The organism is Desulfobacterales bacterium (genome assembly GCA_021647905.1).
Classification (GTDB): Bacteria; Desulfobacterota; Desulfobulbia; order Desulfobulbales; family BM004; genus JAKITW01.
In genome coordinates, this window is sequence record JAKITW010000004.1 from 1 (window position 1) to 22,668 (window position 22,668).

At 59.6% G+C, this 22,668-nt stretch carries 21 protein-coding genes; 9 read left to right on the forward strand and 12 right to left on the reverse strand.

Annotated features, from left to right (window positions below; translation table 11 throughout):
- Positions 1-325 precede the first annotated feature (325 nt).
- Together L3J03_01060 and mprF are read left to right on the forward strand one after the other, a co-directional pair.
- Positions 326-1,294, forward strand: a complete 969-nt coding sequence (locus L3J03_01060) for a magnesium transporter CorA family protein (GenBank protein ID MCF6289584.1) — start codon at positions 326-328, stop codon at positions 1,292-1,294.
- A gap of 60 nt (positions 1,295-1,354) precedes the next feature.
- Positions 1,355-3,916 (forward strand): bifunctional lysylphosphatidylglycerol flippase/synthetase MprF, encoded by a 2,562-nt coding sequence (gene mprF / locus L3J03_01065; GenBank protein ID MCF6289585.1) that lies wholly within the window; start codon positions 1,355-1,357, stop codon positions 3,914-3,916.
- A gap of 141 nt (positions 3,917-4,057) precedes the next feature.
- Here the strand turns inward: mprF and L3J03_01070 are convergent, their stop codons facing one another.
- A complete protein-coding gene (locus L3J03_01070; protein MCF6289586.1) occupies positions 4,058-4,507 on the reverse strand; it encodes a universal stress protein in 450 nt (149 codons plus the stop codon).
- 293 nt (positions 4,508-4,800) lie between these two features.
- On the opposite strand from L3J03_01070, the gene L3J03_01075 reads away from it, so the two are divergent.
- Positions 4,801-5,136 (forward strand): DUF202 domain-containing protein, encoded by a 336-nt coding sequence (locus L3J03_01075; protein ID MCF6289587.1) that lies wholly within the window; start codon positions 4,801-4,803, stop codon positions 5,134-5,136.
- Positions 5,137-5,210: 74 nt separating this feature from the next.
- On the opposite strand, the gene L3J03_01080 is transcribed toward L3J03_01075, so the two are convergent.
- Both L3J03_01080 and L3J03_01085 read right to left on the reverse strand, forming a co-directional pair.
- Complete coding sequence (locus L3J03_01080; GenBank protein MCF6289588.1) at positions 5,211-5,387, reverse strand: hypothetical protein; 177 nt, start codon at positions 5,385-5,387, stop codon at positions 5,211-5,213.
- 150 nt (positions 5,388-5,537) lie between these two features.
- Positions 5,538-6,359, reverse strand: a complete 822-nt coding sequence (locus L3J03_01085; GenBank protein ID MCF6289589.1) for an SAM-dependent chlorinase/fluorinase — start codon at positions 6,357-6,359, stop codon at positions 5,538-5,540.
- Positions 6,360-6,553: 194 nt separating this feature from the next.
- On the opposite strand from L3J03_01085, the gene L3J03_01090 reads away from it, so the two are divergent.
- Both L3J03_01090 and purF read left to right on the forward strand, forming a co-directional pair.
- Positions 6,554-8,107 (forward strand): methylenetetrahydrofolate reductase C-terminal domain-containing protein, encoded by a 1,554-nt coding sequence (locus L3J03_01090; GenBank protein MCF6289590.1) that lies wholly within the window; start codon positions 6,554-6,556, stop codon positions 8,105-8,107.
- A 313-nt stretch (positions 8,108-8,420) separates the two neighbouring features.
- Positions 8,421-9,827, forward strand: a complete 1,407-nt coding sequence (purF, locus tag L3J03_01095; GenBank protein MCF6289591.1) for an amidophosphoribosyltransferase — start codon at positions 8,421-8,423, stop codon at positions 9,825-9,827.
- A gap of 100 nt (positions 9,828-9,927) precedes the next feature.
- Here purF and L3J03_01100 read toward each other — a convergent pair whose 3' ends face one another.
- From L3J03_01100 to L3J03_01140, 9 genes are all read right to left on the reverse strand, one after another.
- Complete coding sequence (locus L3J03_01100) at positions 9,928-11,277, reverse strand: 3-deoxy-7-phosphoheptulonate synthase class II (GenBank protein ID MCF6289592.1); 1,350 nt, start codon at positions 11,275-11,277, stop codon at positions 9,928-9,930.
- Between the two features lie 74 nt (positions 11,278-11,351).
- Entirely contained in the window at positions 11,352-11,930 is a 579-nt protein-coding gene (locus tag L3J03_01105) for a type I restriction enzyme HsdR N-terminal domain-containing protein (GenBank protein MCF6289593.1), read from the reverse strand.
- Positions 11,931-12,052: 122 nt separating this feature from the next.
- Positions 12,053-12,949, reverse strand: coding sequence for a dihydropteroate synthase (locus tag L3J03_01110; protein ID MCF6289594.1), 897 nt, complete (start codon positions 12,947-12,949; stop codon positions 12,053-12,055).
- 209 nt (positions 12,950-13,158) lie between these two features.
- Positions 13,159-15,096 (reverse strand): ASKHA domain-containing protein, encoded by a 1,938-nt coding sequence (locus L3J03_01115; GenBank protein MCF6289595.1) that lies wholly within the window; start codon positions 15,094-15,096, stop codon positions 13,159-13,161.
- A gap of 7 nt (positions 15,097-15,103) precedes the next feature.
- Positions 15,104-15,391 (reverse strand): hypothetical protein, encoded by a 288-nt coding sequence (locus tag L3J03_01120; GenBank protein MCF6289596.1) that lies wholly within the window; start codon positions 15,389-15,391, stop codon positions 15,104-15,106.
- A gap of 30 nt (positions 15,392-15,421) precedes the next feature.
- The gene (gene lptC / locus L3J03_01125; GenBank protein ID MCF6289597.1) at positions 15,422-15,994 is read right to left on the reverse strand and encodes an LPS export ABC transporter periplasmic protein LptC; all 573 of its coding nucleotides are present in this window, start codon (positions 15,992-15,994) and stop codon (positions 15,422-15,424) included.
- Positions 15,995-15,996: 2 nt separating this feature from the next.
- A complete protein-coding gene (locus L3J03_01130) occupies positions 15,997-16,656 on the reverse strand; it encodes an HAD-IIIA family hydrolase (protein MCF6289598.1) in 660 nt (219 codons plus the stop codon).
- Positions 16,653-17,522: a 3-deoxy-8-phosphooctulonate synthase gene (gene kdsA / locus L3J03_01135; protein ID MCF6289599.1), complete on the reverse strand. Its 870-nt coding sequence runs from the start codon at positions 17,520-17,522 to the stop codon at positions 16,653-16,655. Before kdsA ends, L3J03_01130 begins: the two co-directional genes overlap by 4 nt.
- A gap of 13 nt (positions 17,523-17,535) precedes the next feature.
- Positions 17,536-19,197, reverse strand: a complete 1,662-nt coding sequence (locus tag L3J03_01140; GenBank protein ID MCF6289600.1) for a CTP synthase — start codon at positions 19,195-19,197, stop codon at positions 17,536-17,538.
- A gap of 272 nt (positions 19,198-19,469) precedes the next feature.
- On the opposite strand from L3J03_01140, the gene L3J03_01145 reads away from it, so the two are divergent.
- The 4 genes from L3J03_01145 to L3J03_01160 all read left to right on the forward strand — a co-directional run bounded on the left by L3J03_01145 (position 19,470) and on the right by L3J03_01160 (position 22,653).
- Complete coding sequence (locus L3J03_01145; protein ID MCF6289601.1) at positions 19,470-20,270, forward strand: SDR family oxidoreductase; 801 nt, start codon at positions 19,470-19,472, stop codon at positions 20,268-20,270.
- Positions 20,271-20,280: 10 nt separating this feature from the next.
- The gene (locus L3J03_01150; GenBank protein ID MCF6289602.1) at positions 20,281-21,330 is read left to right on the forward strand and encodes a 3-oxoacyl-ACP synthase III; all 1,050 of its coding nucleotides are present in this window, start codon (positions 20,281-20,283) and stop codon (positions 21,328-21,330) included.
- A gap of 25 nt (positions 21,331-21,355) precedes the next feature.
- A complete protein-coding gene (amrA, locus tag L3J03_01155; GenBank protein MCF6289603.1) occupies positions 21,356-21,955 on the forward strand; it encodes an AmmeMemoRadiSam system protein A in 600 nt (199 codons plus the stop codon).
- A 104-nt stretch (positions 21,956-22,059) separates the two neighbouring features.
- A complete protein-coding gene (locus tag L3J03_01160; GenBank protein MCF6289604.1) occupies positions 22,060-22,653 on the forward strand; it encodes a hypothetical protein in 594 nt (197 codons plus the stop codon).
- Positions 22,654-22,668 lie beyond the last annotated feature (15 nt).

Below are 22,668 nucleotides of genomic sequence, written 5' to 3' on the forward strand. Positions count from 1 at the left end.
AAATTCCGTTTTTGCCGTCACGGCTGCGGCTCAGGGTCCGCTACACCGTTCGGTATAAGAAAACCCCTTTCCCGGTCCAACCTCAAACGTACGGGGTTTACCGAAACCTTACCGCTCGACGGACGTGATTCGTCTTGTAACTTGTTGATTTTATTGGGTGGCATTTGAAGCCTTTCGGGTTGTTACCAGTTCATCAACTATGAACAAGCGCAATATTTTTTTGGCTTCCCGGCCAATTGCCGAGTATCCTGTTCCGGTATAGCTTCAGCGCCCCCCCGGTTACGGCGCCTTTACCAAAAAAGACCATAAACCCGAAGGACCAGTCGTGGAATATGCTGTTTATGAAATAGACCCGGACCGGATGCTTAAAAAACGTCCGCACCCGGGCCTGGCATCACCTGCCGTGCCCGGCGGCGCCCTGCCCGTCTGGATCGACATCACCCGCCGCGACCCTGGTCCCTTGACGGAATTTCTCCGCTCCCTTAAGGTGCACCCCCTGGCCCTGGAAGCCTGTCTCGAAACAGTGCCGAATTCACGAATAGGGGTCTATGGGAAATCCTTGTTCATCGGCTTGCCGATGTTGCTTGACTGGGCAGACCACGGCCGGACATTTCTTTCCATTCTCTGCCTTCCCGGAATACTGATTACAATCCACGAAAAACCGGTGCCCATGCTTGACAGCATAAAAAAAGATTTCACCGCGGCCATGCAGTTTCATGCCCCCAACACCTCGGCTGTTCTCTACCAGATACTGGATTTTATTATTGACCGGCAAATTGTGCTGACCCTTGAGGTGCGTGAAAAAATCGACAACCTGGAGGAGGCCCTGGAAGCGGAATCCGTTATGGACCTGCCCGGGGAAACGCGCTCCCTGAAACGCAAGGCCGTTCTTCTCGAGGCCATACTGGAGGATCAGCACCATTGCGTCAGCTCCCTGCAGACCATCGAATCGGCAGCCTTCAATGTCGGGGATATCCAGGACTATATCCGTGATGCCATAGCCCACCTGGACCATACCGTCAGGTCCGTGGGGCGGCAGCTCGACCGGCTGACCTCCCTGCGGCAGCATTTTCTTTTACAACTTCAGGATAAAACGAACAAGCGGCTGCAGATCCTGACCATTGTTTCGACAATATTCCTGCCCCTGATGCTGGTCACCGGCATCTATGGGATGAACTTCCGTCATATGCCGGAACTCTCATGGCGCTATGGCTATGCCGGGGCCTTGTTGCTCATGTGCCTCATTGCCGCCGGGCTTCTCTGGGCGCTTGCCAGAAAGGGCTGGTTCAAATAGCGGGGAAATGACGCCAATGCTTTCCTTTATGGTGAGGCCGGTTGGCTGGGCCCGGGAAAAATGAAGAGCAGAATCGTTCGGATCCTGCCGGCATTTGTCGGCATGCTTCTTTTTGGCACCGCCCTCTGGGTGCTCCATCGTGAGCTGACGCAATATCATTTCTCCGATATCAGACATTATCTGGCGGAAATTTCCGCGCAACGAATTGCCGTTGCCTCGTTATTGACGATTGCCGGTTATCTGCTGATGTCCGGCTACGACATCCTGGCCCTGCGGGCCATCAAACATCCACTCGCCTGTCGCAAGGTGGTGTTGGGCTCCTTTGTCGGCTATGCATTCAGTAATAATATCGGCATGGCCATGCTGGCGGGCGCCTCGGTCCGCTATACCCTCTACTCCGCCTGGGGATTGACTCCCGCCGAAATAGCCAGGATAATTGCCTTCTGCGCCATCACCCTCTGGCTCGGTTTTTTCAGCCTCGGCGGGGTACTTTTCCTGGCAATCCCCCTAACCCTTCCCGCTGGGCTTCATTTCCCGTTTGCCTCTCTTCATCTTTTGGGAATGTTGTTTGTCCTCTGCGTTGCCGCCTATCTTGTTCTCTGCGTTTTACGAAGAAAACCGCTCAAGCTCTTTGGCAGAACCCTGTGGCTGCCGGAACCCGGGCTGCTCTTTCCGCAGATAATCGTTGCTGTCTGTGACTGGGCCATGGCAGGCGCTGTCCTATATGTACTCCTGCCGTCCTCACCCTCATTTTCCTATCCTGTTTTTCTGGCTGTTTTTCTAATCGCGCAACTGGCCGGGCTGGCCAGCCAGCTTCCCGGCGGCATCGGGGTCTTTGAGACCGTTTGTCTGCTGCTCCTGAAACCCTACTTTCCTGTTCCACAGATTCTGGGGTCATTGGCAATCTTCCGGGTCGTCTATTATCTGTTGCCCCTTGTACTGGCCGCTGTTTTGCTGGGCGGGTTCGGATTACGCCGCCATCAGGCCCGGCTGCGCGGCATACTTCATGGACTGGACAGCGGCCTCTCCATGGTCGCGCCGCGGCTTTTCTCGCTGGCAGCCTTTGCCGGCGGCATTGTCCTGCTGTTCTCCGGCGCCACGCCGGCAATGCCCCGCCGTCTTGCCTGGCTTGAACATTTTGTGCCATTGGCCTTTACCGAAACATTCCACTTTGTTGCCAGTCTCATGGGCGTCGGGCTGCTGATTCTTGCCAGGGGATTGCAGCGCCGTCTTGACGGCGCCTACCTGCTCACGCTTTTGTTGTTGGCTGCGGGAGCTGTCTTTTCATTGCTGAAAGGTATTGATTACGAGGAGGCAATTCTGCTTGCCGCCTTGTTTGCGGCTCTTTTACCTTGCCGCCGACATTTTTACCGCAAGGCCGCCCTGTTGAGCCAGCCCTTCACCTTCGGCTGGATAACGGCCATCACCCTGGTAATATCAGCCACCACCTGGTTGATCTTTTTTTCATACAAACATGTGGCCTATTCCCATGAACTGTGGTGGCGATTCGCCTTCAGCGCCGATGCGCCCCGGTCGCTGCGGAGCATGGTGGGCGTGGTCACCGTTGCCGGTTGCTTTGCCCTGGCCAGGCTGCTGCGGCCGCGGCCGCCCCGTGCCCTGATTTCACCGGCCGACCCCGGAGACATCAGCCGGGCAAAGGCCATTGTCGCCCGCGCCGATACAACCTCGGCCAACCTTGCCCTGTTGGGCGACAAGCGGTTTCTCTTCAGTAACAGCGGCGAATCCTTTCTCATGTACGGTATCAGGAGGAAAAGCTGGGTGGCCATGGGTGACCCGGTCGGTCCGGTGAATGAGTTGCCCGAGCTTATCTGGCAATTTAAGGAGATGAGCGACCGCCATGGGGGATGGCCGGTATTCTATGAAACAAGCCATAAATACCTCCATTACTACGTTGATATCGGTCTTACGCTTTTTAAACTTGGCGAGGAGGCCAGGGTGTTGCTTGATGATTTCACCCTTAACGGCCGTTCGGTAAAAGGACTGCGTTATACCAAGAACCGGTTTGAAAAAGATGGGTGGCGGTTTTCAGTGGCGCCCCGTGAAGACGTGCCAGGACTGCTGCCGGACCTGCAGGCTGTCTCCGATGCCTGGCTTGCTCGGAAGCAGACCAGGGAAAAAGGTTTTTCCCTGGGTTTTTTCGACCCTGAATATCTGAAACATTTTCCCGTGGCCCTTGTCAAGAAAGGAGACAAAATATACGCCTTTGCCAATATATGGCAAGCCGCGGCCGGCAACGAACTCTCCATTGATCTCATGCGGCACCTTGCCGAAGCGCCATCTGGAGTGATGGATTTCCTGTTCATCCACCTCATGCTCTGGGGCAAGGAAAAAGGCTTCCGCCGGTTCAATCTCGGCATGGCGCCCCTGGCCGGTGTCAAGGACCACGCCCTGGCGCCGCTCTGGAACCGGACCGGGGCCTTTATTTTCCGGCATGGTGAACATTTTTACAACTTCCAGGGGCTGCGCCGGTATAAGGAAAAATTTCATCCTGTCTGGGAGCCCCGTTATCTCGCCGCCCCGGGCCGGGTACAACTGCTGCCGGTGCTTATTGATATCGCCGTCCTCGTTTCCGGCGGTATCAAGGGTGTTATCGGTGAATAATCTTCAATTCAAACCGGCCCGCCCGGTAACGGTTCACCGGGTGTAACCAATCCGGTTAATCCACCGCGCTGTAAGGGTTTGCCAGTGCCGGTCTTGACCGGCGGGCAGTTTATCCGCTGACCGATTATGCGCTGGATCACATTATTTGTATGGATTAAAGGTCAATACCGGGCAGGGCGCCCTTTTGACAACCCGCCGGGCCACGGATCCCAGCAGAACTTCCTCCAGCCGCTTGGCGCCGTGGGTACCGATAATGATCAGATCGGCCTTTTCCTGCTTGGCAAAAGCGATAACCTCGCTGACAACATCGCCCTTGCCAACCTTGCCGGTGCAGCCGGGGGATTTTGCCGTGCATCCCTCGACAAGCTCTGTCATTTTCCTCTCAGCGTGGTCCCAGATCTCCTTTTCCGCCTGCTGCACGGATGGAAACGCCACCAGTTCGACCTCGACATAGGTTTCATACAATTTAGCCACATGGAAAAAAGAGAGCCGGGCTGAAAACTTATCCGCAACATAAGTTGCAAATTCAACGAGCTTGTCCGAATGTTCGCCAAAATCAACCGGAACAACTATTTTCTTAATTTCTTGCATTTTTTCTCCTCCTCATATTAGGCTGTATACGATGTCGGGTCAGGGCCGCGTTCCCTCCGCGGCCGGACAAAGCTCTAACCCATATAATGAATACTGCTTCATCAATTGTCAACCCTCCGCTTTGTTATTGGCGGATTTCCTCGCCTGGAATCATCGACCCGGCCGGGCCGTTAAGCAGGTTCCACCGGCTCGTCCGGCAACCTGCTCTTCACCACCACAGACAACATGATCGATAAAATTTCAAACGTGGGGCGCCAGTGTCGGATCTAGAGGACCCAAGGGTATTTTTTGCATTGGAACGGACATTACTGGCCTGGAACCGCACCGGTGTCTCGCTGATGGCCCTGGGCTTTGTGATTGAACGGTTCGGTCTCTTCATGCAACTGCTCCAGAAAAAGGAAGTCATGGCCTTTCACAGGATTGTTTCTCTATCCATCGGCGCGGTTTTTATCGGGCTGTCGACAATCATTCTTTTTTGTTCGATTGTTCAATACAAGAGGGCGTTGGCCACGCTGAGTCCGGCGGAGATACCAGCGGGGTATAACATATACGCCGGTGTAATCACTAACGGAATCGTTGGATTGCTGGGGTTGGCCTTGACCTTGTATGTCCTTCGTGGAGTTTTTTAGTATAAACTCCAGGCAAGAGTTATATGAAAGTCGCCCCGGAAGAAGTCCGGTGCCCGGGGAATTTTCATTGTTCGTTATGGCTGCGGCCTGACATCTGGTCCAGCCATGCCGGTTGGTCGTTCAGTAAACCCCCTCCTGTCGGGAAAGGGGTCTTCTTCTACCAACGGCCGCTCCATTGAGAAGGGCCGGCTGTTCATAAACAGGCTATCAAGCAGGAACTCGCTTCGTCGCGGCGGCGATTCGGAATCCATAAGCATATCATGCCGAAGTTGTTTCAAATTCCGCTTTTGCCGTCACGGCCGCGGCTCAGGGTCCGCTACACCGTTCGCTATAAGAAAACCCCTTTCCCGGTCCAACCTCAAACGTACGGGGTTTACCGAAACCTTACATTACCATCCTGGTCAGCCGTTGCCGGCGGACCGGCGGGTGACCAGGACCCGGACGCCGGGACCGGCCGCGAGGATTGTTGCGGCGCTGGCCTCGCGGGCCGCGATCTCCAGAAATCCCCGGCTGTTGATCAGGCAGAGCAGCCGGCCCGGTTCGGCCCGGGCATAGGCGGTGACCAGGCCTTTTATCGGTGTGTCCCGGACAGTGACCGTTAATTCGCTCCGGTCGTAATCCCCGGGGATAAGCCCGGCCAGGTCCGCGGCAGTGATGTTGGTGGTCAGGTTGCCGAACCGGTCGCTGCCGGTAATCATTCCGGCCAGTTTTTTTTCAGCCGGGTCCAGCCGCGGTTCCGGCCGGGCCCGGCTGATGAGTTCATCACCAGACAGGCGCGGGCCCACCTCCTCGGGATTCATCCCGTGGGCCAGGGCCGCGGCCACCGGCGCCATGATGTCCCGGCCGTGAAATGTATGGCTCAGCGGTTCCAGGAACAGGTGTTCGCACCGCACCGCCCGGGCGGACTCGAAAATATCCCGAGCCAGCAAGGGGGTAAGCAGGCCGTTGTCCGGGGCCAGAAACAGTTGGCCCCCGGCTGCGACCAGGACAATATCGCGGTCGCTTCCCACCCCGGGATCGACCACGGCCAGGTGGATGGTGCCGGCCGGAAAGTAGGGGAAGGCCGCGGCCAGGATTTCCGCGGCCCGATCCACGTCCTGGGGCGGAACCTGGTGGGTCAGATCCACCAGCCGGACCTGGGGGGCCCGGGCCAGAATCACCCCTTTCATGACCCCGACATATTCATCGCTGGTTCCGAAATCAGTGGTCAGGGTGATGATCAAGGGACTGTCCTCGCCTGGTCCGTGCGTTTTCCCGGGTCGTTTATTGCCATAACCAACAAGATGTCTTACCTTGCAGATGAGGATCGGCAACCCCGAGGCCGGGCCTGATATTTTCTCTCTGGATACCCGACTCGGCAACGGAGATCAAGGGGGAAAATTATCAGCCCGGTGAATCCTGACCAAGGAAACCATCCATGCATACCCAATCCCGCTTTATCGATTCGCTCCGTGACCCGGCCACCTTTACCCTGACCTTTGAGCTGGTGCCCGGCCGGGGCGGCAAGACCCGGGAGATCAACCGGATCCTGGACCTGGCCCGGCAGCTGGCCGCGGACCAGCGGTTTGTTGCGCTGAGCATCACCGAGAACGCGGGCGGCCACCCGGCCCTGTCGCCCGAGGTCATGGGCAAGGAGATCATGGCCATGGGCACCGAGGTGATCATCCATTTTTCCTGCAAGGACAAAAACCGCAACCAGATGGAGAGCCTGCTTTTTTCCTGGGACCGGCAGGGACTCCACAACCTCCTGGTCATTGCCGGCGACTATCCCAAAGAGGGGTACCGCGGCCTTCCCAAACCGGTCTTTGACCTGGACACTGTTCAGGCCCTGGACATGCTTTCCTTTTTGAACTGCGGCCAGGAGGGGACCGCCGCCACTGAGGCCGAAACACGCCAGCCCTGTTCCTTTGTCAAGGGGGTGGCGATCTCGCCCTTCAAACTGCTCGAATCCGAGCTGATGATGCAGTATTACAAGCTGCATCGCAAGGTGGCGGCGGGTGCGGATTTCGCCATCACCCAGGTGGGGTTCGATGCCCGCAAATTTCACGAACTGCTCCTGTACGTGGAACAGAACCGGCTGGACATCCCGTTGCTCGGCAATGTCTTTGTCCCGACCCTGCCGGTGGCGGAACTGATGTACCAGGGCCGGATACCCGGCTGCGTGATTCCGCAGTCATTGTACGAACAGTTGCAATGGGAGGCGCGCACCCCGGATAAGGGCCGGGAGGCGAGGCTTGTCCGGGCGGCCCGGCTGCTGGCGGTGCTCAAGGGCATGGGCTATGGTGGGGCCCATATCGGCGGCCCGGGGCTGACCTATCAAGATCTGGATTTCATTGTCCGCCAGGCCCGGGCCCTGGCCCCGGACTGGCAGGACCTGGTACGCGAGCTTTCCTTCTGGCCCGGGCATGGTTTTTATTACTATCAACTGGACCCGCGCACCGGGCTCAACCGGGCCGAGCCGACCCCGCGCCCCGCCCCCCGGCCCGGGGGCGGTCTTCATTTTGCCCTGGCCAGGAGATTTCATGACCTGGTCTTTGTACCCCAGGGAGCACTGTACGGGGTGATGAAAAGGGGGTGTCTGGCCCTGGCCCAAGGCCGGTTCCGCTCCGGGCTCAACCGGTTCGAGCATCTCGGCAAGGCGATCCTCTTCGGCTGCCGGAACTGCGGGGACTGCGTTCTGGCGGAGCTGGCCTATCTCTGTCCCCAGGCGGGGTGCGCCAAATATCTTTTGAACGGACCCTGTGGCGGCAGCCGGGACGGCTGGTGCGAGGTCTATCCCGGCAAGAAACAATGCCTCTATGTCCTGGTCTACGAACGGCTTAAATCCCTGGGCCGGGAGGAGGATATGCGCCGGGGATTCATCCCGCCCCGCAACTGGGCGCTCAACAACACCTCATCCTGGGCCAACTTCTTCCTGGGCCTGGATCACACCGCTGCCCGAGCCCAAGGGTCCGGGATGAAAAAAAAGTGAAAAAACACTTTCTCTATTGCAAAAAATGATTATATAGATGTTTTCCCTTTTATATGAAAGCCGCCTTGGGCAAAGCTCTGTGTTTGAGGAGATTTTCATTGTTGGTTGTGACTGCGGCCTGAAATTATGGTCCAGCGATGCTGGTTTGTCCGGGGAACCGGCAACCAAACGGTCCGGTGGATCGACCTGCAAAGGCTAAAAGATACCCGGTGCCGGGTGTATTCTGTGCAACAGGCTGAAATTTTTATGACCTGCCTTTGTTGCACTGTTTTTTTTTAAAGACGGCTGTTTCACAAACTGCAAGGAATATCCGATGATTTACCAACAAGACCAGACCCGGCCGCGCGAGGAATGCGGCGTCTGCGGGATCTTCGGTCACCCGGACGCGGCCAAGCTGACCTATTTCGGCCTCTATGCCCTTCAGCATCGCGGCCAGGAAAGTGCCGGGATCGTTGCCTCCGATGGAACCCATGTCGTCCAGCACAAGGCCATGGGCCTGGTCCCCGAGGTCTTCAGCGAAGAAACCCTCCAGCGGTTGACCGGCCACCTGGCCGTGGGCCATGTCCGTTATTCCACCACCGGCGCCTCCCACCTGGTCAATGCCCAGCCGTTCACGGTCACCCACCGGGGCGGGACCCTGGCCCTGGCCCACAACGGCAACCTGGTCAACACCCGGGCCCTGCGTGACGAACTGGAACTCAAGGGCTCGATCTTTCAGACCACCATGGACAGTGAAGTGGTGGTCCATCTCCTGGCCCGGGCCACTCCCCGGGGATTGGAAGAGGCGATCATCGAGACCTTTTCCCAGGCCAAGGGGGCCTATTCGATCCTGCTGATGACCCAGGACCAGTTGGTGGCGATCCGCGACCCGGCCGGGTTCCGGCCGCTCTGCCTCGGCAAGTTGAACAACGGCGCCTACATCGTTGCCTCGGAGACCTGCGCCCTGGACCTGGTCGAGGCCAGGTATGTCCGCGACGTGGAGCCGGGCGAGGTGCTGATTATTGACAAGGACGGCCTGAAATCGCTCTTTCCCTGGCCCAGGCAGCCGGCCAGCTTCTGTATTTTTGAGCACGTCTATTTTGCCCGGCCGGACAGCGATATCTTCGGCCTCAACGTCTACCAGAGCCGGAAACGGATGGGCGAGATCCTGGCCCGGGAATGCAGGATCGATGCTGATTTTGTCATGCCCTTTCCCGATTCGGGCAACTATGCGGCCCTCGGCTATTCCCAGGCCGCGGGGATCCCCCTGGAAATGGGGATGATCCGCAACCACTATGTGGGCCGCACCTTTATCCAGCCGACCCAGTCCATGCGGGACTTCGGGGTCCGGGTCAAGCTCAACCCGGTCCGTTCCTTTATCAAGGGCAAGCGGGTGATCATCATCGAGGACTCCATTGTCCGGGGCACCACCGGCCGCAGCCGGATCCGTTCGCTCAAGGAGGCTGGAGTCAAGGAGGTGCACATGCTGATCAGCTGCCCGCCCATCCGCCATCCCTGCTATTACGGGATCGACTTTGCCTCCCGCGGCGAGTTGATCGCCGCGGTCAAGAGCGTGGACGAGATCCGTGAGCATCTCGGCCTTGACTCCATCTACTACCTCAGCCTGGAGGGGCTGGTGGAGGCCATCGGCGCTGGCACGGATACCTTCTGCAAGGCCTGCTTTGACGGCAAGTACCCGATTGAGGCGGATACCAGCTTCAGAAAACTCTCTCTGGGATAAGTTACATACTGTTGCGGCTGAATATTTTTTCAGCCCCGGGAAAAAAGCAAAAAAAAGCCCCGGCTTCGGCCGGGGCTTTTTTATATCTTTCCGCTGCGGCTCAGCTTCGAATCAACTCGGCGATCTGAAAGGCCAGCTCCAGGCTCTGCTCGGCGTTCAACCGCGGATCACAGTTGGTGAGATACCTCTCCTGCAGCTGCTGGTCCAGGATGTTGCGGCCGCCGCCGATGCATTCGGTGACGTTCTCGCCGGTGAGTTCGAAGTGGATCCCGCCCGGTACCGTGCCCTCGGCCCAGTGGATTTCGAAGAAGCAGCGGATCTCATCCATGATCTCCTCGAAATTACGGGTCTTGTGGCCGCTCTCGGCAGTATAGGTGTTGCCGTGCATGGGGTCGCAGCTCCAGACCACGGTGTGGCCGGACCGGGTGATTTCCTTGACCAGGGGCGGCAGATATTTTTCGATCTGTTTGGCCCCGAACCGGGTGATCAGGGTCATGCGGCCGGCCTCGTTGTCCGGGTTCAGGCGGTCGAGAATCCGTTTGATCCGGTCAAGGTCATGGGAAGGGCCGACCTTCATCCCGAGCGGGTTCAACACCCCGCGGAAGAACTCGATGTGGGCCCCGTCCGGCTGCCGGGTCCGGTCGCCGATCCAGAGCATGTGCGCGCTGCAGTCATACCAGTCGTTGGTGGTTGAATCCTGCCGGGTCAGGGCCTCTTCATAACCCAGAATCAGGGCCTCGTGCGAGGTGAAGAACTCGGCCTGGCTGATCTGGGGCATCTCCGGGTCCAGGCCGATGATCCGCATGAAGTCGATGGCCTGGCTGATCTGTTTGGCCAGCCGTTCATAGGATTGGCCCATGGGCGAACGTTTGACGAATTCGTTGTTCCAGGCATGGACCCGGCTCAGGGCGCCATAGCCGCCCCGGGTAAAGGCCCGGAGGATGTTCATGGTGGCAGCGGCCAGATAGTAGCCCTTGACCAGCCGCTGCGGGTCCGGCTGCCGCGCCTCCGGGGTGGGGTCCGGGCTGTTGACCATGTCGCCCCGGTAACTGGGGATCTCCCGGCCGTTTATCATCTCAGTGTCACTTGAGCGCGGCTTGGCATACTGGCCGGCGATCCGGCCCACCTTGATCACCGGTTTGCCGCCGGCATAGCTCAGGATCACCGCCATCTGCAGGATAATCTTAAGGGTCTCCCGGATCCCCGGGGCCGTGCAGTTGGCAAAATCCTCGGCGCAGTCGCCGCCCTGGAGGAGAAAGGCCTCGCCGGTGGCCGCCTTGGCCAGCAATTTTTTCAACCGCCGGATCTCGCCGGCAAAGACCAGCGGCGGAAGTTTGGAAATGCTGTCCAGGGCTGCCTGATATTCGGCCCCATCCGGCCAGTTCGGCTGTTGCAGGGCCTGAAAGTTACGCCAACTGGACTTGCTCCAGTTCGGTTGATTGCTGGTCATGTTTTGATACTCTCCTTTTGGTAAGTGATCACGGGTGGTGCAGATGTGGATCCCCTGATCATTTACGTTTTTTTCTACCCTTCGGATGCCGAAGGCAGGGCGCAAGGCCCGCCGACGCAGCATACCTCGATATCAAATGCATTCAAAATCCGCAGCTCCCGTTCCCGGCGGCCCGGGTCGGCAAAGGGCTCGAAACGCAGGGTATCGAGCAACTGCTCCGCCCTTGCCCGATCCGGGATGGAGTCCAGGCCGGAGGCAAGGACCTTGCCGCGGTGAGTGTCCAACAACTCGGCATCCCGGCCATTGGTCACCACGGCCAGGGGAATCCGGTATTCCGGTTCCAGGACCCGGGCCGCGGCAATGGCCGGACGTTCCCTGGTAACCAGGGAGCCGGGTCCGTAGCGGATGATCATCAGGCGGCGGTGATGGAGCCTGATGGTGAAATCAATACCTGAGGTCACGAATTGGCCGGCAAACATGGTCTCGATCTTCAGCCGCGGCTCGATCTCGGCCTTGGCATAGTTCTTCTCCGCGACCAGGAAGCGGGCCAGTTTCTGACGCAACCGCTCGTCATCGGTATCCACCACCTGCTCACCGGTGATAAAGTCGGCGGTAAGCCCATAGACGATATGGTGGGTCGGGATGTCGCTCATCTTTTCCGCCTGGAGAGGAAACGCAAAAAGGGGGCTCACCGCCCCCTTTTTGCACCGTGTTCCCGGGCCGGCCCCTTTGCAGGGCTGCCCGGGCCAAGTCGCGATTTCCGGTCGGTTGAGGCTTACAACTCCAGCCAGGACTCAGAGAACACCGACTGGCCGGCCAGGACCTTGTAGGTCTTGTAATGCTCAAGTTCAGTGCCCGCAAGACCGGCGCTGCCGGGATCGTTGCCATCCATCATCCCGTGGACCAGGTTGACCAGGTTCTGGCGTTCGCCCTTGCAGATCGCCATCAGTTCCTTGTCATAGGAGTTGACAATGGCGGTGCTGAGCCCGTGTTTCATCAGCATGATCAGGTAGGTCCGGTCCAGGTATTTGCGCAGATGCTCGGCCACCCCGTTGGACACGTTGGACAGGCCCACGGTGGAGCCGGCGCCCGGGGCGATATCCTTGAGCATGCCCAGGAATTCAAGGCCGGATGCGATCTGGTCGGCCCCCAGGGTGATCGGGGTGGCAATGGGATCAAAGAGCATCTTCTCATTGGGGATTCCGGCCTCGGTCAGGGCCATCATCAGGTCCACCGACATGGCGGCCCGCTCGTTGGAGTCCCGCGGCATGCCGTCCGGTCCCCAGAGCAGGGCGATAACATTGCAGCCAGCCTCGGCGGCAACCGGGATCAGCTTTTCCATCCGCTCGGGCTGGGCCGAGATCGAGTTCATGATCGCGGCCTCCTTGTTGGCAACCACCTTGAACCCGGCGGCCATGGCCGCGGTATTGGTGGTGTCCAGACAGAGGGGGGTGTCGCTCACCGCCTGGACCGTCTCAACCACCCAGGGCATCAACTCGGTGCCGTCTTTCCTGGCCGGGCCGATGTTCAGGTCAAGGTAGGCGGCGCCGGCCGCGCTCTCTTCCCTGGCCATCTCCTGGACCGGACCGGGGTTCCTTTCCTTCATGGCCGTGCCGCTGCGCTTGCCCATTATGTTGATGCTTTCCGCGATACTTAATACCGTGTTTGCCATTATCAATCTCCTTTGTCGGTCTTGACGGTCATCATGGCGACCGCCGTTGCTGTCAAAACCCGTGCCTTATATCTGGATTACAAAAAATCGTAAGCGTTCACCGGGGGCACAAAAGATGCAAATCCCCGCGCCCTGTCCTGAACAAGAAATAATTTTTCAAAATAGCGTGGAAGATCCGTGATGTCAACCAGGAACATTCCGGTGTATCCCTACTCCGGGTCCTCCAGTTTTTCCCTGACCGTGGGGAACAGGTCCATGTCGGTATGGGGCAGAAAGAGCGAGGCCATGTAGTGGTTCATGAAATCAGGGTTCTCGGAGAGTTCCATATTGGTCATCAACCGGCTGACCATGGTCCGTTCCCGGAACCGTTTGTGGTCGGTCAGGCTGATCTGGGCGCCGAGCAGGGAGGCATTGCCGAGATAGTAGAAACGGTCCCGGTCGATGTCCGGCAGCAGGCCGATGCAGATGGCCCGTTCCAGGTCGATATAGTTGCCGAAGTTGCCGGCCAGAATCACCCGGTCCAGGTCGGCAAAGTCCATGCCCACCGATTCCAGCAGGGTCTTGTAGCCGGCAAACATCGCCCCCTTGGCCCGCATCAGATTGTCCAGATCCACCTCGGTGATCACGATGTCGTCGCCCACCGCGTCCTTGGCCCAGGCAAGCACATACTCGTAACCATCCATCCCTTCCCGGATCCGGGGATGGTCCAGGGTCCGCTTGAACTTGCCGCGCTGGTCGATCACCCCGGCCTCCAGCAACTCGGACACGATGCTGATCAGGCCGGAGCCGCAGATGCCCCCCGGCTTGGTCAGATCAATGGTGATGATCATCGGCTCCAGGCTCTCGGGATGGATATGAAAATTTTCAATGGCCCCGCTGCTGGCCCGCATCCCGTGTTTGATCCCGCCCCCCTCAAAGGCCGGGCCGGCGGAACAGGCGGCGCAGACCATCCACTCCTGGTTGCCGACCACGATTTCGCCGTTGGTGCCGATATCGATGAACAGGGTCAACTCCGGGCTCTTGTACATCTGGCAGGCGTGAACCCCGGCAATGATGTCGCCGCCCACATAACTCGCCACCGAGGGATAGAGAAACAGCCGCACCGAGGGATGGGCGGCAATGCCCAGGCCGGCAGCCCGGGTAAGGGGGAACTGGCTGCAGGTCGGGGTATAGGGCGACTCGCGGATAAACTTGGGATCAAGACCCAGGAGCAGGTGGGACATGATGGTGTTGCCGGCGGCCATGATGTAGCTGATGTCGCTGGGACTGATGATCACCTTTTTGCACACCGAATCGATCACGCTGTTCAGGGTATGGACAACCCGTTCCTGGAGGGCCTTGAGGCCGCCGGGCCGCTGGGAGTAGACGATCCGGGAAATGACGTCCTCGCCGTAGCGGATCTGTTCGTTGTAAGCCGAGGCCTCGGCAATGATTTTGCCGCTGTTCAAGTCGATCAGCGCCCCGCAGACCGTGGTGGTGCCGATATCCACGGCCAGGCCGTAAAGTGCGTCGGTGGTGTCGCCGGGTTCCACCGCAATGATCCGGTCCGGCTCCTCGGCCAGCCGGCCGCGCAACAGGATGGTGGTCACCCGCCACTCTTTTTCACGGAGGGCAAAGGGCAGTTCGCGGAGCAGTCCCGGATGATCGTAGGAAGGCTCCTTGCAGTCGTGACAACTCTTGCGGATCGCCCTTATCAGCCGTTGCAGGTCGGGAATGTTGTCTTCCAGGGTCGGCTTCGGGAGTTGCAGACATCTTTTCTCCACCGGCGGGTCCACCTCCCAGGTCCCGATTAACGGGACCATCGAGCGGGCGGAAATGGACCGGGTGGTCTTGGGCTTCCGCTTGAGAGCGCGGCCTTCCTTGGCCCCGGACTCCGGGAGCCGCACCACCAGGTCCGAGAGCACCCGGGACTGGCAGGCCAGTTGGAAACCATTATCCCGGTCGGTTTGCTTCAACTGCACCGCCTGGTCAACGGCAACCTCGCCCTGTTCGATCTTGACCTTGCACTTGCCGCAGACCCCGTCGCCGCCGCAGAAGGCGTGGATGTATACCCCGGCAACAGCGGCGACATTTAACAGGTTTTCCCCCTTGTCCACGCTGACCCTGGTGTTGTCAGGGAGAAACTGTACGGTTTTTTTCTCTGCCATGGATACCTTACGCCTGAATCATATTTTCTCTGCTTTCCGAACCTTTTCCCGGAAGAGGCCGGGCAAGAACAAAGACAAACCGGCAGAATAGCAGGAACCTTTTCAGGTTGTCAAGGAGGCGTATTTCCGGCAGGATCGCGATTCTTTTTGTGAAACAAGAAAATTGCCGCCCTTCCAGCCGGGCCCTGAGCCCTGCCATAACCTGCTCCATGCTCTCCGGTCCCGGCTTGCCGGCACGCTCGGGATCAAACTCGCCGATCTTCAGCTCGATGGCGACCGATAAAGCAGAAACCATGGCCTAGTTCAAAAAGGGGATAAATCGGGATCAGCGCACCGTGCAGATCACCCGGCCCTCGACCCGGACATCGTTGCTGTCCAGGTAGTAGCGCAGCCGCTGGCCCGTGACCTGAAACCGCTCGCCGGTTACCGTGACGCCGTTGTCAGCCAGCAGCAGCCGCTTCTTTTCCTGGAAGCGGAGCTGCGGGGTATGCATCTCATAACCGTTGGCCGTCTTGACCGTCACCTTGTCGTTGATGCTGAGCAGTTGGCGATCGGCCTGGTACCGGGCCCGGTCGCCGCTGATCGTGGTCCGCTGATCGTGGTCATCACCGATAAACTCGGCCTGCACCCTAATCAGCCGGATATCATCCTCCGACCCGGCGGTATAGAGGCTTGCCGCCTTGAGCCGCCACTGCTGTTTCCCCTTGTTGCACTGGGTAAAGACGATATCCTCCATGACAAAGGTCTTGCCAACGGACTTCAGCTCCGCCCCCTTGACACTGGTCTCGCTGACCCGGGGCCGCAGGAATCGGGCCGCCGGCGGCCCCCAGAGCGGGGATGTAATCAGGGCGGTCAGGGGAATTATCCAGAACAGGTGCCGCGCGGGAACGGTCTTCATCTTCAGCCCCCTTTACGCAGATATCTGTTCAACAACTCCCAATGCACGCCCCTGGCCTCCAAGATCAGATCGCAGACCTCGCGCACCGCGCCGTGGCCGCCGGGGTTTTCAGTGACATAATCGACCCGCTGCCGCACCTCGGCCACCCCATCGGCCACGGTTGCGCTGAAGCCGGCCCGGGTGAGCAGGGGCAGATCCAGCCAGTCGTCGCCCATATAGGCGACCTCGGCCGGGGTCAGGGAGAGCTCTTTCAGCAGTTTCTCAAAGATCTCCAGCTTGTTTCCCGACTTCTGGTACACATGTTTGAGCTTCAGTTCCTCGGCCCGCCGGGTCACCGCCTTGGAGCTGCGAGCGGTTATCAACCCCACCTCGACCCCGCCCTGCTGCAGAATTCTCAAGCCGAACCCGTCCCGGGTATGGAACGATTTTATCTCGTTGCCGTCATCGGTATAGGTGATGGTGCCGTTGGTAAGCACCCCGTCCACGTCCAGCAGCAGCAGCTTGACCGGCCGGGCCTGTTCCAGGCAGGCCCGCCATTCCGGCCGCCGGGCCGCTGGCTCCTGCCGCTCCCGGGCCCGCTGCCGCAGGGCCTCGGTCAGTTCACAGTCCGACGGGTAGCCACCCTTGCCCGGGGGGCAGAACTCATGGTTTCCATTACTCATAGGTTGACCATTCCCGAATCGGTCGCGGTCTCGGCAACCGCGGCCCGGATCTTGAGCAGGCAACGGAGCAGCGGCTCCAGTTGCTCCAGGTCCAGGGAGTTGGGACCATCGCACAGGGCATGGTCCGGATCAGGGTGAACTTCCAGGAAAAGGCCGTCAATACCGGTTGCCGTTGCGGCCCGGGTCAGCGGACCGATAAACTGGCGCTGGCCCGAGGAACTGGCGCCGGCGCCGCCGGGGAGCTGAACACTGTGGGTGGCGTCGTAGATCACCGGGCAGCCCAGGGAACGCATGATCACCAGGCCGCGCATATCCACCACCAGATTGTTGTACCCCAGGGAAAAACCGCGTTCGGTTAAAAGAATTTTTTTACTGCCCGCGCTGCGCAGTTTCCGCACCGCATTCTCCATATCCCACGGGGCGAGGAACTGGCCTTTCTTGAGATTGACCACCTTGCCGCTTCGGGCCGCTGCCACCAGCAGGTCGGTCTGGCGGCTCAAAAAGGCGGGTATCTGCAGGACATCGAGGACCTCGGCCGCCGGCGCGACCTGAACGGTTTCGTGCACATCAGAGACCACCGGCACCTGGAATTCGGCCCGGATATCGGCCAGCATCCGCAACCCCTTTTCCAGGCCCGGCCCGCGAAAAGAGGTCAGCGAGGTCCGGTTGGCCTTATCGAACGAGGCCTTGAAAACATAGGGCAGGCCGAGGCGCGAAGCGATCGCCTTGACCCCGGCCGCCACCTGCCGGGCAAGTTCCATCGACTCGAGCACGCAGGGACCGGCGATGAGCAACAGGGGTCGGCCGGGGCCGATGGCAATGGGAGGGGTGTTATCGCCAACCCCGGGAATGGTCACGGCATCCATTTCCGCACCCTACTTAAGTGGTGGAAAAGGTGAGCGCGGCCTTGATAAAGGCCCGGAACAGGGGATGCGGCTGCATCGGTTTGGACTTGAACTCAGGGTGAAACTGGCAGCCCAGAAACCAGGGATGGTCGGCCAGCTCGACGATCTCCACCAGGGTGTCGTCCGGCGAGGTGCCGCTGATGATCAACCCCTTTTCAACCAGGGCCTGGCGGAACTCGGGATTGAACTCGTAGCGGTGCCGATGCCGTTCCTGGATCTCATCGGCCTGATAGGCGGCATGGGCCAGGGTATCGGGAGCCAGGCGGCAGGGGTAGCTGCCCAGACGCAGGGTGCCGCCCTTGTCCGAGGTCTCGTCCCGCACCTGGACCTGCCTGGTGCGGTAGTCGTACCACTCCTTCATCAGATAGATCACCAGATGGCTGCTGGTGGAATCGAATTCACCGCTGTTGGCATCGTCCATCCCGGCGATGTTGCGGGCAAACTCCACCACTGCCAGCTGCATCCCCAGACAGATGCCGAAAAAGGGAATCTTCCGCTCCCGGGCATAGGTGGTGGCCCGGATCTTGCCGTTCACCCCGCGCTCGCCAAAACCGCCGGGCACCAGGATTCCGTGGCAGCCGTCCAGCAGTTGGGAGACATCTTCCATCTCCTCCAGGTCCTCGGCGCTGACGTAGCGCAGTTCCACCCGGGTGTCATTGGCCACACCGCCATGCACCAGGGCCTCGTGCAGACTCTTGTAGGACTCGGTAAGCTCGACATACTTGCCGATGATGGCAATAGTCACCTGGTGGGCGGGATTATTGATCTTTTCAACCAGTTCCACCCAGGGCTCGATCCGCGGCGCCCTGGTCCAGACGTTCAACAGCGACAGGATCTTGTCATCCAGCCCCTCGCGGTGGAAGTGGACCGGCACCTCGTAGATGCTCTTCACATCCCGGGCAGTGATCACCGCGTCGGTGGGCACGTTGCAGAACAGGGCGATCTTCCTCTTCAGATCCATGGACAGCAGCCCCTCGGTACGGCAGAGCAGAATGTCCGGCTGGATGCCGATGGCGCGCAGCTCTCTGACGCTGTGCTGGGTGGGCTTGGTCTTGACCTCGCCGGCGGTCTTGATATAGGGCACCAGGGTGACGTGGATGAACAGGGTGTTTTCCCGGCCCAGATCAAAACGAAATTGCCGGATCGCCTCCAGAAAGGGCAGGCTCTCGATATCGCCGATGGTGCCGCCAATCTCGATGATCGCGATATCAACGCTGCCGTCCAGCTGAAGGATGGCGCGCTTGATCTCGTCGGTGATATGGGGGATCACCTGCACGGTGCCGCCCAGGTACTCGCCGCGCCGCTCCTTGGTGATCACCGAGTAGTAGATCCGGCCCGAGGTATAGTTGTTCTTCTGGGCCATCACCGCGTTGGTGTACCGCTCGTAATGGCCCATGTCCAGGTCGCACTCGGCCCCGTCGTCGGTGACGTAGACCTCGCCGTGCTGGAAGGGGTTCATCGTGCCGGGATCGACATTGATGTACGGGTCCAGCTTCTGAAAGGTGACGGATAATCCCCGGCTTTCCAGAAGGGCGCCGATGGAGGCAGCGGCAAGCCCCTTGCCCAATGAAGAGAGAACGCCGCCGGTGACGAAAATGAACTTGGTCCGTTGGGGGGGGGTATGTGTAGGTTTCATGGACAGCCAGTATAGCAACATGCTTGCCGATTGGCCAAGAAAAAATATAGCCGGTTCCGGAGAATAGTGCAATGCCCTGAAGCACTTGGGCTTCCGGCGGTACGACCTTTTTCCGGCCCGCTCCGGAACGGAACTCCATCCCTGGGCAAAAAGGCCAAAAAAACTTTGACTTCAGCAGGAAGCGCCTTTAAAGTGCCATTCACGCCGGGTCGCGGGAGCATTCGGCAGGGCCGCTGCTGCGCGGCCCGGCAAAACACAACCTCCGGATTCATATGAATTTTCTTGATCTTGACAATAAAAAATTTGTCATCTTCGGACTGGCCAACCGCAAATCAGTGGCGTGTGCTATTGGTCAGGTTCTGACCGCGGCCAAGGCCGAGGTCATCCATGTGGTCCGCTCCGAGGAACGGCAACGGACCGCCCGGAAACTCTTTCCCGAATCCAAGGTCTTTATCTGTGACGTGGAGGATGAGGAAAACATCATCCGGGTGAGTCAGGAGATCGGCCGGGCAATTGACGGCCCTATCCACGGGCTGGTCCATTCCATTGCCTTTGCCAATTACAGCGAGGGGATCAAGCCGTTCCACCAGACCAGCAAAAAAGACTTTCTCCAGGCCATGGACATCTCCTGCTTCTCGCTGATCTCCATCTGCAACCATTTCAAGGAACTGCTGGCCAAGGACGCCTCGGTGGTAACCATCTCCATCTCCAGCACCCGGATGGCGGCGGAGAACTACGGCTACATGGCCCCGATCAAGGCGGCCCTGGAGTCATCGCTCTGTTTTCTGGCCAAGAGTTTTTCCCGTTTTTCCCGGGTCCGTTTCAACGCGGTCTGCCCGGGGTTGTTAAAGACCTCGGCCTCGGCCGGAATCCCCGGTTATATCGACAGCTACCTCTATGCCGAACAGCTCACCCTGCGAAAAAAGGCCCTGGCCACCCGGGAGGTGGCGGATACGGCAACATTTCTCCTGTCGGAGCGTTCGTCCGGGATCACCAGCCAATGCCTGGTAATAGATGCCGGCATGGGGATCAACTATTTTGACGCCGATATCATCAACAAGGCCATTGGCTAGGAATACAAAGATGCGCTACCAGAACGTCCGCCTGCACGGCTTCGGCTACCAGCTTCCGCCCCGGGTGGTGAGTTCCGCTGATATCGAGGAGCAGCTGGCCCCGGTCTACCAGCGGTTGAAACTGCCCCCGGGCCGGCTGGAGCTGATGAGCGGCATCCGGGAACGGCGGCTCTGGCAGCCGGGCACCAGGCCGAGCAAGGCCGCGGCCCTTGCCGGGGCCAAGGCCCTGGCCGCCTCGGGCATTGGTCCGGAAAAGGTGGAATGCCTTTTTTTCACCTCGGTCTCCCGGGACATGATGGAGCCGGCCACCGCCTCCTTTGTCCACCGGGAGCTGGGCCTGGCCGACCGCTGCCTGATATTCGACATCTCCAACGCCTGCCTGGGATTTCTCAACGGGATGATGATGCTCGCCAACATGATCGAACTGGGCCAGGTGGAATGCGGATTGCTGGTTGCCGGGGAAACCGGCGAGGAGTTGATCGAGTCCACCATCAGCGGGCTGCTCGGTGACCCCGCCTTGACCCGGAAATCGATCAAACCATCCTTTGCCTCGCTGACCATCGGCTCCGGCGCCGTGGCCCTGGTCATGGGCCGGGCCACCCCGGAAACTCCTGGACAGCGGCTGCGCGGCGGCACCTTTCTGGCCAATACCGCGCACAACGATCTCTGCCAGGGCGGCCATACCGATGACAGCCACCGGGAGACCGCATCCACCCTGATGGCCACTGATTCGGAGGCCCTGCTGAAAAGGGGAATCGAGGCCGCGGTTGTCACCTGGCGTAATTTTCTCGTGGAAATGGACTGGACCCCGGCGGAGATCGACACCTTTTTCTGTCATCAGGTGGGCCGGGCCCATGCCCGGGAGCTGTTCCGGGCCCTGGACCTGGACCCGGCAAAAAATTTCGAGACCCTGGAGACCCTGGGCAACGTGGGCTCGGTCTCGGTACCGGTCACCATGGCCCTGGGGCTGGAACAGGGAGCGCTCAAACCCGGGCAAAAGGCCGGGCTCCTGGGGATCGGCAGCGGCATCAACTGTCTGATGCTGGGAGTGGAATGGTAAGGGGGCAGATGAGGGTACATCGACCATGATTGAAACACAAAACCATGAGCGACCGTTGACCGAGGCCCAGGGCCAGACCCTGATCCGGTTGGCCCGGCAGGCCATCGGCCGGCAGCTTGGCCTGGCGGACCAGGAGGACCCGGGGCTTGCCGATCAACTCGCTGACCCGGCTTTTGCCCGGCAGCGGGCCACCTTTGTCACCCTGAAGATCAATGGCCGGCTCCGCGGCTGCATCGGCAGTCTGGCCGCCTATGAGTCGATAGTAAAAAATATCCGCCGCAACGCGGTCAACGCCGCCTTCCATGACCACCGCTTCAAGCCCCTGACCGCAACGGAGTTCGAAAAAATCCTGATCTCAATAAGTGTTCTCACCCCAAGCCGTCCCCTGGAGCATGGCCCTGGCCGGGATTTGATCCGCAGCCTCCGCCCCGGTGTTGACGGGGTGACCGTCAGCCGGCAAGGGGCCTCGGCCACCTTTCTCCCCCAGGTATGGGACCAGCTGCCCCGGCCGGAGGATTTCCTCACCCACCTCTGTCTCAAGGCCGGACTGCCGGCCGATGCCTGGCAGCAACCAGACCTTGCGGTTTCAACCTACCAGGTACAATATTTTAAGGAACAGCCGTAATAACCAGCACGGCTGGACCATATTTTCAGGCCGTGGCTGCAACTAACAATGAAAATCTTCTCGAACAGCGGGCGTTGCCCGGGACGACGTTCACATAAAAAAACATGTTGATCTTGGATGAACTCCAGCTTCCCCCGGCGCTTCGCCACCATCTCGTCGAACTGTATGCTGAAATGGAACAGGCCTACGATGAGGTTGCCGGACAACTGGGCCATACCTGCCGCGACTGCCCGGACAACTGCTGCGACAGCTATTTCCTCCACCATACCTATATCGAATGGGCCTATCTCCGGGAGGGGTTGCACAGCCTGCCTGAGGATGAGCAGCAGGCAATAGTTGCCCGGGCCCGGGAGTATGTCCGGCAGAGCGAACTGATCCTGGCCGCGGGTCAACGGCCGAGCCTGCTCTGCCCCCTAAACGAACAGGGGCTCTGCGTCCTGTATACACACCGGCTGCTGATCTGCCGCCTGCACGGGGTCCCGGCCACCATCTCCCGGCCGGACGGCCGGACAACAAGATTTCCCGGCTGTTTCCGCTGTCAGGAACTGGTCGGCGACCGGCCGGACCCGCCGGCCATGGACCGGACCGTTCTGTTCCAGCGGATGGTTGAACTGGAGATGACTTTTTTACAGGGCCGCCGGCAAATGCCCCGGGTCAGGATGACCCTGGCCCGGATGCTTATCCAGGGGCCGGCGTGAGCAGAGGACAGAAGA

Coding starts and splice junctions, on each gene's coding strand:
- lptC (MCF6289597.1), bottom strand. CDS start 15,994: ATGAAGACCGTTCCCGCGCGGCACCTGTTCTGGATAATTCCCCTGACC.
- L3J03_01110 (MCF6289594.1), bottom strand. CDS start 12,949: ATGGCAAACACGGTATTAAGTATCGCGGAAAGCATCAACATAATGGGC.
- L3J03_01070 (MCF6289586.1), bottom strand. CDS start 4,507: ATGCAAGAAATTAAGAAAATAGTTGTTCCGGTTGATTTTGGCGAACAT.
- kdsA (MCF6289599.1), bottom strand. CDS start 17,522: ATGGATGCCGTGACCATTCCCGGGGTTGGCGATAACACCCCTCCCATT.
- L3J03_01100 (MCF6289592.1), bottom strand. CDS start 11,277: ATGACCAGCAATCAACCGAACTGGAGCAAGTCCAGTTGGCGTAACTTT.
- L3J03_01115 (MCF6289595.1), bottom strand. CDS start 15,096: ATGGCAGAGAAAAAAACCGTACAGTTTCTCCCTGACAACACCAGGGTC.
- L3J03_01150 (MCF6289602.1), top strand. CDS start 20,281: ATGCGCTACCAGAACGTCCGCCTGCACGGCTTCGGCTACCAGCTTCCG.
- L3J03_01140 (MCF6289600.1), bottom strand. CDS start 19,197: ATGAAACCTACACATACCCCCCCCCAACGGACCAAGTTCATTTTCGTC.
- L3J03_01130 (MCF6289598.1), bottom strand. CDS start 16,656: ATGAGTAATGGAAACCATGAGTTCTGCCCCCCGGGCAAGGGTGGCTAC.
- L3J03_01090 (MCF6289590.1), top strand. CDS start 6,554: ATGCATACCCAATCCCGCTTTATCGATTCGCTCCGTGACCCGGCCACC.
- L3J03_01080 (MCF6289588.1), bottom strand. CDS start 5,387: ATGGATTCCGAATCGCCGCCGCGACGAAGCGAGTTCCTGCTTGATAGC.
- L3J03_01160 (MCF6289604.1), top strand. CDS start 22,060: ATGTTGATCTTGGATGAACTCCAGCTTCCCCCGGCGCTTCGCCACCAT.
- L3J03_01105 (MCF6289593.1), bottom strand. CDS start 11,930: ATGAGCGACATCCCGACCCACCATATCGTCTATGGGCTTACCGCCGAC.
- L3J03_01145 (MCF6289601.1), top strand. CDS start 19,470: ATGAATTTTCTTGATCTTGACAATAAAAAATTTGTCATCTTCGGACTG.
- mprF (MCF6289585.1), top strand. CDS start 1,355: ATGAAGAGCAGAATCGTTCGGATCCTGCCGGCATTTGTCGGCATGCTT.
- purF (MCF6289591.1), top strand. CDS start 8,421: ATGATTTACCAACAAGACCAGACCCGGCCGCGCGAGGAATGCGGCGTC.
- L3J03_01120 (MCF6289596.1), bottom strand. CDS start 15,391: ATGGTTTCTGCTTTATCGGTCGCCATCGAGCTGAAGATCGGCGAGTTT.
- amrA (MCF6289603.1), top strand. CDS start 21,356: ATGATTGAAACACAAAACCATGAGCGACCGTTGACCGAGGCCCAGGGC.